Here is a 12,390-nt window from a genome sequence, read left to right on the forward strand (position 1 = left end):
TATAAAAATACTATACTTATCAATTCCATAAATAAGTACAAACTTGCCATAATTGTGTAAACTGTTACCGTTATTGAGTAAAGTAGCTTTGCAATTACAAAATATTACATTATGGATTTCCCTATGTTTCATTTAGATTGGCTAAATGATCGTTTTTTGATAGCCATGATTGCCATTCTACATGTATTAATTAATCATGGAATTGCGGTAGGCTTTGTGCCCTATATTGTCTGGTTAGAACAGAAGGGTGTTTGTAAAAGCAACGCAACTGAAATTACGGATACAAAATGGGATGGCATGGCAGAGCGGATGATGAAGGTGGCATTTATCGTAACAACAACAGTAGGTGCCATGACGGGCGTTGGCATTTGGTTCTCTGCTGCTTTGGTGAGTCCAGCCTCTATTGGCAGTTTAATCAGGGTATTTTATTGGGCTTGGTTTACAGAATGGACCATTTTTGTAACTGAGGTGGTTTTAATCATGGTGTATTATTTAACCTGGAAAAATTCCAATCAATCACTCCAGTCAAAATTAAAACACATCAAATTTGGCTGGTACTTATCTGTATTCTCTTGGTTTACCATGGCCATTATTGTTGCGATTTTAGGTTTTATGATGGATCCTGGAAATTGGAATAAACATCATAGCTTCATCAATGGCTTTACCAATCCTATTTATTTGCCACAATTGTTTTTCAGAACACCCACAGCAATGGTGATTGCCGGCACATTTGGATATTTATTAGTATTTGCTTTTACCCAAAAAAATACGGAAACCAGAAAGCAGGCTATACAAACCAGTGCCAAATGGATATTGTTTTGGATTCCATTTTCTGTTTTGGGTGCCGTTTATTATTACAAGGCCATGCCTGCTGCCATGCGTGATAATATGAGTACAGCTGTTGGTACCATTGAGTTTCAACAGTATTATCATCTTCTTAAATACATTATACTTGGTGCTACTTCTTCCATTTTTATCATTGGATTATTCGGTGTGCTGAAGCCGGGAAAAGTACGTTGGGGTTTTGTGTTGTTTCCTACTATTATGGCATTTGGATTTTTAGGCATATTTGAACGTGTAAGAGAATTTATCAGAAAACCTTATGTAATAGGCGGATACATGTATTCTAACTTATTGCGTAAAGAAGATTATCCTTTGTATCAACGAGATGGGATACTGAAATATGCAACCTATAATTCTACCCCTGAAATTACGGCAACCAACAAAATTGAAGCTGGAAGAAATGTGTTTATGCTTTCGTGCAGCAGGTGTCATACTACACAAGGCATTAATTCTATTACCTATGTATTTGAAAGGATGTATGGCAGTTTTGATAAGCCATTAGATGAAAATGCAATGGCTGCTTATATTCCAAATATGCATAACGGCAGAACCTTTATGCCACCATTTCCCGGTAACCAGAAAGAAGCCGAGGCACTGGCTGCCTACATTAAATTCTTACAACAAAGTCATGAAACATTAGAGGGAGTACAAACGGCCGGCGTTGTTGTAAATCCTTTGAATAATATGGATGCTGCTATACAATTGCAGCAAACCGCCGATTCGGTTAAAGGGACAAAATTGGTAAAAAATTAATCGACAAAAATTAAGGCATTTACTATGAAATTGATACATTTTTTGCAGATAAACACACCTGTTCCCAGAGATATTCCTATTCCACTGCCATTACCCGAATGGTTATTGGTTGTTTTGCTAGTATTTTCTTTTTTATTGCATATTGTTTTTGTGAATTTAATGGTAGGCGGCTCAATAGTAACACTATGGGCTGAAATAAAAGGATTAAAAAATAAAGCCTACGATACACTGGCATATGAAGTGGCAAGAACCATTACGGTTAATAAGAGTTTAGCAGTAGTTTTAGGCGTGGCGCCCTTGTTAAGCATTAATGCGTTATATACTATTTATTTTTATTCTGCTAATGCACTTACCGGATTAATGTGGATTTTAATTATACCTCTGGTAGCTGTGGCATTTTTATTAACCTATTTACATAAATATACCTGGCATAGTATGGCGCATTTAAAACGGCTGCATATTGCTATAATTGGCGCTTCGGTGTTGTTGTTTTTATTTATTCCATTAATTTTTTTAGTGAATATCAACTTAATGTTATTCCCTGAAAAGTGGTCAAGTATTCATGGATTTGTAAGTGCTTTGTTTTTACCCAATGTTTTTCCGCGTTACTTGCATTTTATTTTTGCCTCTTTAGCTGTTACCGGCTTATTTTTATTTTGGTATGTTGGTAGAAAAAATTATCCTTTTGAAAACATCTTCCCTGCAAATATTTCCAGATATGATGTAAAAAAATTAGCCTATTCGCTTACCTTGGGTGCGAGTGTTATACAGTTTTTAATAGGCCCCATTGTATTAATATCATTGCCCTCTAAAGGATTTGGATGGGGATTACTGACCATTATCATTACCGGTGCTTCATTGGCTTTAATTACTATGTGGTGGATTTGGAAAGCATTAATTGGTCCAAAAGAAGCCATCAATCGTAGATTTGGCGGCATTGTTATTTTGATGAGTATTACGGTGTTATTTATGGGAAGTGGCCGCCATACTTATCGTGCCAATGCCTTAGAACCACACAGACAATTGATGGCTGAAAAAACTGCCGCCTTTGAAAAATTATCTGAAGAAGCCAGAATGAATCCTCAGCAAAGCGCTGCTGCAGAAGTGGTAGATAGCAGTTTAGGAGCAGTTGCAAAAGGAGCAGCACTATTTAAAACCAATTGTAGTATTTGTCATCAGAAAGATACTAAACTGGTGGGTCCACCGATTACCGAAATGGTTAGTATTTATAAAAACAATATATCCGGATTAGAGCAATGGATTAAAGCACCCGGCAAAAAAAGACCGGATTATCCGCAGATGCCAACGTTGAGTCAGCTTTCAGATGCAGACAGAGCAGAGTTAGCCAAATATATTTTATCTATTCAATAAAAATTAAATTTATGTATACTGTTGTATTTACGTTAGTTGCCTTGATACTGGTAATATTTATTGGTTTACAATTGGTTCGGTTGTATGCGTATATTATTGCATTAAATAAAGATGTTACATTATTACAGGTGCATACGAAAGAAGAAAGAGAATACCAATTTATTAAAGGTTTGTATTAAGTACAAAACAAGCAATGAAATGTACTTTTTTTAGTAGAGCGTATCTCAAAAGTAGTTTCTTAATAATATAACTGTACAAGCTAATTGTACAAATCCGAGAAAATTGGCATCATAGTAATCAAATCTTGTTTGACAACGTCGAAACTGCTGAATCCAGGCAAAGACTCTTTCGATCTTCCACCTGTTTTTGTATCGTCGTAATTCACGTCTATCCTGTGTGGCCTTTTTCACCCGGTTGGTTTTATGTGGAGCGATCATTTTGATGCGGTTCCCTTTAAGTATTTTATCAAGAGGATCACTATCATAAGCCATATCCCCAATCAAGCGTTTAGGCTTTGTTCGCGTAAATCGTTTTGATATCGTTTTTTCAACGAGTTTAATCTCATGGGTACTTGCTTCATGTGTGGAAATGGCGATAGGAAGACCATTACGGTCTGCAATTGCCATGAGCTTCGTACCCTTGCCCCGCTTAGTTTTCCCAACTCCAAAGCCCCTTTTTTAGCCGCTGAAAAGCTGCCGTCAATATAACATTCTGCCAAATCAATCTTTCCCCTAGTTTTTAAATCCACCGCCAGGCGACTTAATATCTGCTCCCATAGCAAACACTTTACCCATTCCTGAAATCGCCGGTGACAGGTCTGATAAGGTGGATATCGATCTGGCAGGTCTTTCCATGGTGCCCCGGTTCTACATATCCATAATATCCCATTTAAAATTGCTCTATCATCTACTCGAGGACGTCCGGCTATCTTTTTGGCCGGAATATTTTTTTCAATCAACCCACAGATCAAGTCCCATTGTTCGTTTGTGATATCCATAAATGTCGTTTCTCTTATAAACGGCAAATTCATTCAATTTATTACAAAAAACATACTTTTGAGATACGCTCTACAAAGTTTTTAAATATTCAATAATAGCTTTTCTGTCTGCATCAGATAAATTATCGCCGAAATTATGACCATAATTACCATAACCCGGCTGAGTAGTGTTGTACACTTTTCTGCCACCGGCGTTTTTATGTGCTGTATAATTCCATCCAATCGTGGAATAATTGTAAGAGGGTTTTCTAAAATCTCTGCTCCAGTATGTAGGCCGCTTCTTACTATTGAGTACACCTTCTAATGTAGGCACAGAACCATTATGGAAATAGGGGGCCGTTATCCATATCCCATCTAATGGCGGTGCAATGTATCCATTGTAAGGAACCAATTTTGCAGGATGGTTACCGGTGGCAAACCAACTGTCATTAAACCACTGAATAAACTGTGGATTTTGTTGATTTGTTTTAAAAAGCAGTGAATCTGTACCAATTATTTTTTCGGGTATTAGTAAGTTTGGGTAGCTGCTATTAGGTCCATAACTGCCGTGGCATTTACTGCATTTGGTTGTAAATAATAATTCGCCCTCCATGGCCAATTCCCGATTAATGGGTTTTGTATATTTAGGTGGTTCAATAGATTGTATATATGCCAACACATCTGCAAAATGTTTGTACACTTCAGCAGTTTCAGTAGTATCTTTTACGGTTAAAATATTACTCAGCATTAAAAATTTACCAAAATCGCCACGGCCAAAACCTGTATAAAACATGGCATTTTTCTTTTTCAATAACCACCAGGCTGGTGCATCGGTGGGTACCACTTCATCGGGAACAGTTAATAAATTACTATCGCTCCATTGTAGGGTAACCGGATTGCGATGTGCTACTAACAACATCGCTAATCTATCGGCTGCATTTACACCTCTTACTTCCGTTTGTAAGTTGGGATAAATAGCTTTAAAAGATTGTACAATGGCTTTACTTCCTTCAAATTGTTTAGGTGCAATTGCTTTTAAAAATTTGAATGTAGTATTGGTTAGAATGGTATTTTGTTTTTTAGTATTGCTAAAATCAATAAAACTATTTCCTAAACCCACGTACAGGTGTTTGTCGAAAACCTGAGCATGGCATTGCAGGCAGTTAGGCACAACAATATCAATTCCCTGTTCATTTTTAATAACATTAAAGCTAAAGGGAACATTTGCATTTTTCCCGGTACGTTTCAGGTAATTATCCTTGTCTTTTCCGGCAATAATTCTGTAAAATTTATACGGAAACCCGCTGCTAACATAATTGCCTGTAATTAGATATTCGTAACCTTCTTGTGCATTGCCCAGCTGCTGTTGCTGGGGTGGTATAGGCTCGGGCTGTGGGGTTGTATCATCATCACGTTTCGTTATTGTGGCAGATAAGGTAATAAACGCCAGAATACACAAAATTCCTATGGTTTGTTTCCGATACATGCCGAATAGATTTGCTGAACTAAATTAAGTAACAAGTCTATTAGCATTTTGTTAAGTCCGTTATACGGAAGTATTGCTTTCTTTTTTGTTCAACAAATAATCAATCCATTTGTCAACCAGGTTTTCAGCTTTTGTTCCGGCTTTAAGTAACCACTTTTCAACATTTTGTTGAATGGCCGGAATGCCCAGTAAAGTAATTAAGATATTTCCTTTTTTGAGTATGGGATATTTTTTGAAAATTGTATTTTTAATCAATACCGGATATTGTTCCTGCAGTATTTCCCATTTAAATGCAATGGTTGATTCCATTTCTTTTTTTTGTTGCTTTAATTGATGAATGGCTTCATTTAATTCAGATAAATTGCGGATGCTTGTTGGCTGTGGCATAATTTTTTTTTGAATGAATCAATAGAAATAACTGTATTGGGCTACATTATTTAATCGTCTAAATCGATGGTTTGTTGTTGTATAATAATTTTAATAAAAGGATTGATGCACAACTGTTTCCTGAAAAGCGTAATCAGTACAATTAAAATTGAAAAAATAATGGTGGTAATGGCAAAGCCCGCCGGAATATTTTGTAACAAGGCACCCATCCAAAAGCTAAATGCAAATCCAGCAAACAACAACAAACCAAAAAATAAAAATACAAAAATCAGCATCCAAAGCAAAAGGCCACCAATGGTTGCATTTTTTTTTATTAATTCTAATTTAAAGATTTTTATTTGTATGTTCACATAATCCTGCAACACTTTTTTGGCATCTTCAAAAAATTCGAATAAAGTAGTTGTATTGGTATCCATCATTTTTTTGTTTAAAGTTAACTCATTTTAGCTTAAAAGCTTATTAATATAACTGCTTTCTATATACTGCAAATAGCAGATTGCAGGTATTTGTATTAGCGTAATTAGTATACCGAAAAAATTAAAACAATTTGTAGTGCCATGAAAGTTGATATATGCACCAGGGTAGTTATATTGTATTTAAATGCCTTAATTGGCAGATGCAAGATTGGTATTGTCCAAAACTTACTTTTTTAAGATGGTGAAAGGTTTGCGCTTAGAAATGTAAGCCAATTTTTGCAATTAGTTAACAGACTTTATCACTCCTCCGATTTTTTTTAAAAAATAGAGCTTTTGATTTTCCTGATAGTTGATAATTCCTAGGTTTTTTTGATCTCTTACTGGCTGAATTTTAAACGTATTAAACAATGTAAAGTGGTTGTCGGACAAATGATTGATGGCATCTGCACCATATTGTTGCCAAACTTTAATGAAATGAAAAACGGTTTCATAGCCCTTCAGCATCATATCACTGGGATAGCTGTTTAGTTGTTGTTTGTATTTATCGGCAATACTATTATAAAGTGCAGTAGTTCGGTTACAGTAAAATGGGGTAGTATATACAATACTGGCATTGTTAAACATGGGTTGGTCTAAGCCCGGCATGGCATCCCAGGTGGGCATTCCTACAACCAGCGATGGATAATTTTTTGCATCGCTGGCTGCTTTAATTAATTGTAATGCAAAACCATCATTTAATGAACCACAAATTAAAATATTTTGTCGTGTACTATCCATATAAGGTGTAATCTGCTTAACCGAAAATGTGTCGGGTAATTGTACCGTTAAATATTTTAATGGAATACTATACGTAATATGACTCATTTGGGTAAATATGGACTGAATAATTTCAGCGGGCCTCCCTTTTCGTGTAAATAATATAATTTTATCAAATGCATGATTGCGTTGCAGGTATTTGTAAATTTCTCTGCAATGTGTTTGTATCGTAGAGTTTAATATGATAAAGAAGGAATTGTTGATAATACCTGCGTTGTTTGGATAAGTTGCTGATATTAGCGGAATTTGATGTAATAGAGCAAAATTGGCTAATTTTTTTAAATCATCTCTGTCATTACTTGAAGTAATGATAAAATTAACATCCTGTATATCATTACTGTTCAATATACTATCTATAGGTTGGCGTTGGCTTTTGGTATCATATACAGATACAACAGCCTGTACACCTTGTTTTTGCAGAGAATCTATGGCCGCTATTGCGCCGTTATAGAATTCTAAACCCGGTAGTATTTGTTTGGGCAAATTAGCATTACCTAACTGATAGGTATTGCCATTGAAGGCAGAATCGATATATAATGGTGAGAAGATGGCAACTTTTATAGGTATTACCTGTGCATAACATGTAGTAAATACCATCAGCAGACTCACTAAAGCCAATCGGAGTTTTAATTTCATGAAAGTAATTTAATGTTCAAAACCTTGGTATTGATGAAACAAAAATCATTCCCATTCAATGGTAGCAGGTGGTTTGCTACTAATATCGTATACCACCCGGTTAATTCCTTTTACCTGATTAATGATTGCATTGGAAACATTGGCTAAAAACTCATAAGGTAAATGTGCCCAATCTGCCGTCATTCCATCTACACTGGTTACCGCTCTCAATGCAACCGTAAATTCATAAGTGCGTTCATCACCCATCACACCCACACTTTTTACGGGTAATAATATAGCACCGGCCTGCCAAATACTATGATACAAATTGGCAGTTCGAAGTGAATCAATAAAAATAGCATCGGTTTCCTGTAATAATTTTACTTTTTCTTCTGTTACTTCTCCTAAAATACGGATGGCCAAACCGGGTCCGGGAAAAGGATGCCTGCTAATCAATTCAGTTGGTATACCTAATTCAATACCTACTTTTCTTACTTCATCTTTAAATAAAAAACGTAATGGCTCTACCAATTCCAATTTCATGTAATCCGGCAATCCACCTACGTTATGATGGGATTTAATGGTTTGCGATGGGCCATGCACACTTACACTTTCTATTACGTCAGGATAAATGGTACCCTGACCAAGCATACTGATATCGTTCATATGCTTTGCTTCGCGATCAAATATTTCAATAAATGTATTGCCGATAATTTTTCTTTTTTCTTCCGGATCCGTTTTTCCTGCCAGTTTGGTATAAAAATGTTCTTTGGCATCAATGCCTTTAACGTTAAGTTGCAATAAGCGATAAGTATCGAGCACCTGTTCATATTCATTTTTTCTTAATACACCATTGTCAACAAATAAGCAATATAAATTGGCTCCAATGGCTTTGCTGATTAAAGTGGCAGCAACAGTACTGTCTACACCACCACTTAAGGCCATAATTACTTTTTTATCACCAATTTTTTCTTTCAGCGCTGCAACTGTTTCATAAATAAAATTGGCCGGTGTCCAGTTTTGGCTGCAGCCACAAATATTCACCAAAAAATTCTTGATAATAGTTTTCCCTTCTGTAGAGTGGTATACTTCCGGATGAAATTGCAGCCCATACAAACCTTTATGTGAAGTACTGTGGTGTTTAAAAGCTGCAACCGGAATACTTTCTGTTGTTGCTAAAATTTCAAAATTACCGGGTAGTTGTTGAATGGAGTCGCTATGGCTCATCCACACCTGCGATTGTGGGGGTACATTTTCGAAAAGCGCATCGTTTTTTTGTAATAATAACGTAGCCCGTCCATATTCTCTTTTATTGCTTTTATTTACAATGCCGCCATACGTTTTTGCAGTTAATTGCGCACCATAACAAATTCCTAAAACAGGTAAGGCTTCATTATAGCTTGCAATAGGTACAATAGGTGCATTTGTATCGTTCACGCTAAAAGGTGAACCACTTAAAATAACACCTTTAATACCATCGGTTAATGAAAACGGTTGGTGATAGGGTATAATTTCGCAATAAACATTGGCTTCTCTTACCGCCCTTGCTATGAGTTGGGTGTACTGGCTCCCAAAATCGAGAATGATGATCTTTTCTGTCATTCGGCGAAGGTAACCTAAAATTGAGTTTTTCAAAATGGCATACACCTGTTTTATTACTGAATGTTACTCATCTGGTTTATTTTCCTTTCTTCCTGCTGTAGCTCCGTTTTTATTTTTTTTGTTGGTTTACCCTGTTATTTAACTTTACTTTAATGCTCCGGCAGTATTGCAAACAATTATTGCGATTGGTTAGGTTTAAAAATATTGTTCAACTTTTATTACTATTACATGTATCTAAAATCATTGGCGGTTATCATTGGTAGCCTTGTATTATTTTCTTCCTGCAATTTCTGGTTCGATCAGAAAATTACGGGAAACGGAATTGTGACTACCCAACAGCGTACCATTCCATCCGTAAAAACCATTAAATCGATGGGCGATTTTAATGTAACCGTTACACAGGATTTACCCGTTGGATTAACCATTCAGGCCGATGAAAATGTGTTGCCTTATATTATTACCCGTGTAAATGGAGATGGTACTTTAGAAATATGTGTTAAAAATCATTATCGTATTGATACCAGGAAAAGAGTTCAAATAAAAGTAAAGGTTGAAAATTTGGAAGGGGTGTATATAGCGGGTTCCGGCAATATTACCGGTATTGGAAAATTTAGCGGCGGCAATGAATTGCATGCCGAAATTGCAGGTAGCGGTAATATTAATTTATCGGTAAATACACCAAAAGTAATTTCAAAAATTGCTGGGACCGGAAATATTAGCTTAAATGGCGAAACCAAAGATGAAAATATATCCATTGCAGGAAATGGAGATGTGAAATGTGCGAACCTGAAAGCAGAAAATGTAAAAATTAAAATAGCCGGTAGCGGCAATGTACACGTATTTGCAGATAACCAGCTCGATATTTCCATTGCAGGCAGTGGTACTGTTTATTATGCAGGAAAAGCTGCCCTGTCACAATACATTGCTGGAAGTGGAAACATCAAAAAACTGGAATAATATTATTTTCAACCATACTTATTAAAATTAATATAAATACAATTCTATGGAAAATAAACGTGTTAGCGGCTATGTCCAAACCAACCTCTACAATTAACCTACATGAGATATTTGTTAATCGCTGCATTTTTACCCATCAGTACAATTGTCCAAGCTCAAAAATTTGGAGAAAAAGAAGCGATTATCAATAAATGGACAAAAGCAACAGTAAATGTGCTTTGCTACACAAAAACAGAAAGAGATAATTTATTGTTGCTTGACAGCTTCTTAACGATTGGACAAATCGATTCTAATAACCATTCTTATTATGTAAATCAAATTATACTTTCTGCCAGTTGTGGTACAGCGATTTGGTTTACCTATCAAAAACATAATTTCCTACTCTCAGCTAGGCATGTATTTGAAGATACAACTATTGGACAGGGCAGTTGCTTCAACGAAATACATATTGTCGAAAATGACACTCTTCATTCAATAGACTTAAATAGTTTTGAGTTAAGACCTCACAGAACTATTATAGGCGAAATCGGTAGTCCATCAGAGATAGTATTTGTAAATAATACTAAGCTGTTTACATTTTCTTCAAAAGAGAATGATATGGCTGTTGTTAATCTTGACTCGTCGTATTATTCTTATGGACTATTCAAATTTTTAAAAATAAGTGGTTACGAGCCAGTAGACATAAAAGATATTGACACGCTTTTTCATGTTAAAAATCAAGAACCAGTTATTGCGATAGGATACCCAAATGAATCAATTACCAAAGTAAAAAATCAAAAAGAGTTACCAACAAAATTTGCCTTATTTACAAGTCCAATTTTTACTATACCGATTGTAACAAATGGTACAGTATTCGATAACGGTGCTACAACAGATAGCTTTGAAGTTAACATCTTTACTTATCATGGGTTTTCTGGAGGTCCAATTATTAATAACAAAGGAAAATTAATTGGTATTACACATGGTTACACAATCCCTAAAAAAAATAATTTGAAAGGTAACTATTATGAATATCATGGAGAATTTAAGAAAACCACTTTATTAATGCCATTGCTTCACAACCTTTTAAGACAAATTCAGTCTCAGCAAATGCAATTAGAACATTTTTAAATTTAAAGAGAAAAAACACAGCCGCTAACAAAAGTATCCATTGTACCTAATACAACCCTGAGGATAGATAATATGGTAGTTGATTAATTTTCTTTTGAAAGAGAAAGATTGATAAAGATTATCAACCTTTCCCCTTCGCAAGTTTTTTTCCTATTTCAAATTTAATAATTTTTTTAAGTCAACATACTTCAGCATCCATTGAGTTATCAACCGCAATTTTCCAGCCAATTTTATTTCTGTTTTGAAAGTAAAAAAGGAAAATTTTCAGGATTATACTCTAAAAATTACACAATAAGCATGATTTGTGATGTGGTGGAAAAGTTTTTTCATTACTTTGCTGTGTTAATACATCAATTCTAATGGAAAAAAACTACAGAATACTTTTAGCAGAAGATGAACCCAAGTTGGGGCAGGTTATTCAGGAAGAGTTAACAAGACTCGATTATCGGGTTGATTTGGCCTATGATGGCCTGGTAGCCGAAAAGCTTTTTGCCGAACATAACTATGCCTTGATATTGTTAGATATCAATCTGCCCTACAAAAACGGTTTTGCCCTTTGCAAACAATTTAGGGAAACCAATAACAAAGTACCCATCATTATGTTAACAGCATTAGGCGAAATTCAGGATAAGATGGATGCATTTAACTTAGGCGCCGATGATTATATTGTAAAACCATTTCATTTTGATGAATTAAATGCCCGAATTAAGGTTGCTCTGAAACATGCTGAAACTACGGAAGAAGTATTTGAAAATATTGAAGTGGGCGATTTAACCATAGATTTTTCTACTAAAATGGTTACCCGTGCCGGAACTGAAATACCATTAACTGCCAAAGAATTTTCTTTATTGGCTTTGCTGGCACGCAACAGAGGAAAAGTTATTTCCAAGCAACAAATTCTGGAAAAAGTGTGGGATCTGAGTTTTGATACTGGAACCAATACAATAGAGGTGTATATTAGTTTTCTTCGCAACAAAATTGATAAACCCTTTAATGATAAACTAATTCATACCAAGCCGGGATTTGGTTATTACATCAAATAAAAATCCGGTTGCCTT

The 12,390-nt window shown here is 35.4% G+C and carries 12 protein-coding genes; 6 read left to right on the plus strand and 6 right to left on the minus strand.

Annotated features, from left to right (window positions below):
- Positions 1-111 precede the first annotated feature (111 nt).
- From AC3QLY_RS10205 to AC3QLY_RS10215, 3 genes are read left to right on the plus strand one after another with little or no spacing between them, the layout of a single operon-like run.
- Positions 112-1,596: a c-type cytochrome gene (locus AC3QLY_RS10205; RefSeq protein ID WP_492989723.1), complete on the plus strand. Its 1,485-nt coding sequence runs from the start codon at positions 112-114 to the stop codon at positions 1,594-1,596.
- A gap of 24 nt (positions 1,597-1,620) precedes the next feature.
- Positions 1,621-2,967, plus strand: a complete 1,347-nt coding sequence (locus tag AC3QLY_RS10210) for a c-type cytochrome (protein WP_492989724.1) — start codon at positions 1,621-1,623, stop codon at positions 2,965-2,967.
- An 11-nt stretch (positions 2,968-2,978) separates the two neighbouring features.
- On the plus strand, positions 2,979-3,146 hold the full coding sequence (locus AC3QLY_RS10215; protein WP_492989725.1) for a hypothetical protein: 168 nt from the start codon (positions 2,979-2,981) through the stop codon (positions 3,144-3,146).
- 45 nt (positions 3,147-3,191) lie between these two features.
- Here AC3QLY_RS10215 and AC3QLY_RS10220 read toward each other — a convergent pair.
- The 6 genes from AC3QLY_RS10220 to guaA form a co-directional block, all read right to left on the minus strand.
- Positions 3,192-3,964, minus strand: a protein-coding gene (locus AC3QLY_RS10220; protein WP_492991266.1) for an IS5 family transposase whose coding sequence is annotated in 2 segments (ribosomal slippage) — positions 3,192-3,628 and positions 3,628-3,964 — 774 coding nt in all. Because the reading frame shifts where the segments join, the coding sequence is not laid out codon by codon here.
- 70 nt (positions 3,965-4,034) lie between these two features.
- The gene (locus AC3QLY_RS10225; RefSeq protein WP_288072497.1) at positions 4,035-5,429 is read right to left on the minus strand and encodes a c-type cytochrome; all 1,395 of its coding nucleotides are present in this window, start codon (positions 5,427-5,429) and stop codon (positions 4,035-4,037) included.
- A gap of 60 nt (positions 5,430-5,489) precedes the next feature.
- Positions 5,490-5,816, minus strand: a complete 327-nt coding sequence (locus tag AC3QLY_RS10230) for a hypothetical protein (RefSeq protein WP_074419910.1) — start codon at positions 5,814-5,816, stop codon at positions 5,490-5,492.
- A gap of 50 nt (positions 5,817-5,866) precedes the next feature.
- A complete protein-coding gene (locus AC3QLY_RS10235) occupies positions 5,867-6,235 on the minus strand; it encodes a hypothetical protein (RefSeq protein ID WP_074419909.1) in 369 nt (122 codons plus the stop codon).
- Between the two features lie 279 nt (positions 6,236-6,514).
- A complete protein-coding gene (locus AC3QLY_RS10240) occupies positions 6,515-7,684 on the minus strand; it encodes a hypothetical protein (protein WP_288072500.1) in 1,170 nt (389 codons plus the stop codon).
- 45 nt (positions 7,685-7,729) lie between these two features.
- Positions 7,730-9,265, minus strand: coding sequence for a glutamine-hydrolyzing GMP synthase (gene guaA, locus AC3QLY_RS10245; protein ID WP_074419907.1), 1,536 nt, complete (start codon positions 9,263-9,265; stop codon positions 7,730-7,732).
- 228 nt (positions 9,266-9,493) lie between these two features.
- On the opposite strand from guaA, the gene AC3QLY_RS10250 reads away from it, so the two are divergent.
- From AC3QLY_RS10250 to AC3QLY_RS10260, 3 genes are all read left to right on the plus strand, one after another.
- Entirely contained in the window at positions 9,494-10,222 is a 729-nt protein-coding gene (locus AC3QLY_RS10250; protein ID WP_074419906.1) for a head GIN domain-containing protein, read from the plus strand.
- 102 nt (positions 10,223-10,324) lie between these two features.
- Complete coding sequence (locus tag AC3QLY_RS10255) at positions 10,325-11,332, plus strand: S1 family peptidase (protein ID WP_218331151.1); 1,008 nt, start codon at positions 10,325-10,327, stop codon at positions 11,330-11,332.
- Between the two features lie 359 nt (positions 11,333-11,691).
- Positions 11,692-12,375, plus strand: a complete 684-nt coding sequence (locus tag AC3QLY_RS10260) for a response regulator transcription factor (RefSeq protein WP_068246664.1) — start codon at positions 11,692-11,694, stop codon at positions 12,373-12,375.
- Positions 12,376-12,390 lie beyond the last annotated feature (15 nt).

Source organism: Hydrotalea sp. GW822-HT8A01 (assembly GCF_058798575.1).

Coding starts and splice junctions, on each gene's coding strand:
- AC3QLY_RS10235 (WP_074419909.1), bottom strand. CDS start 6,235: ATGATGGATACCAATACAACTACTTTATTCGAATTTTTTGAAGATGCC.
- AC3QLY_RS10230 (WP_074419910.1), bottom strand. CDS start 5,816: ATGCCACAGCCAACAAGCATCCGCAATTTATCTGAATTAAATGAAGCC.
- AC3QLY_RS10210 (WP_492989724.1), top strand. CDS start 1,621: ATGAAATTGATACATTTTTTGCAGATAAACACACCTGTTCCCAGAGAT.
- AC3QLY_RS10215 (WP_492989725.1), top strand. CDS start 2,979: ATGTATACTGTTGTATTTACGTTAGTTGCCTTGATACTGGTAATATTT.
- AC3QLY_RS10240 (WP_288072500.1), bottom strand. CDS start 7,684: ATGAAATTAAAACTCCGATTGGCTTTAGTGAGTCTGCTGATGGTATTT.
- AC3QLY_RS10260 (WP_068246664.1), top strand. CDS start 11,692: ATGGAAAAAAACTACAGAATACTTTTAGCAGAAGATGAACCCAAGTTG.
- AC3QLY_RS10255 (WP_218331151.1), top strand. CDS start 10,325: ATGAGATATTTGTTAATCGCTGCATTTTTACCCATCAGTACAATTGTC.
- AC3QLY_RS10205 (WP_492989723.1), top strand. CDS start 112: ATGGATTTCCCTATGTTTCATTTAGATTGGCTAAATGATCGTTTTTTG.
- AC3QLY_RS10225 (WP_288072497.1), bottom strand. CDS start 5,429: ATGTATCGGAAACAAACCATAGGAATTTTGTGTATTCTGGCGTTTATT.
- AC3QLY_RS10250 (WP_074419906.1), top strand. CDS start 9,494: ATGTATCTAAAATCATTGGCGGTTATCATTGGTAGCCTTGTATTATTT.
- guaA (WP_074419907.1), bottom strand. CDS start 9,265: ATGACAGAAAAGATCATCATTCTCGATTTTGGGAGCCAGTACACCCAA.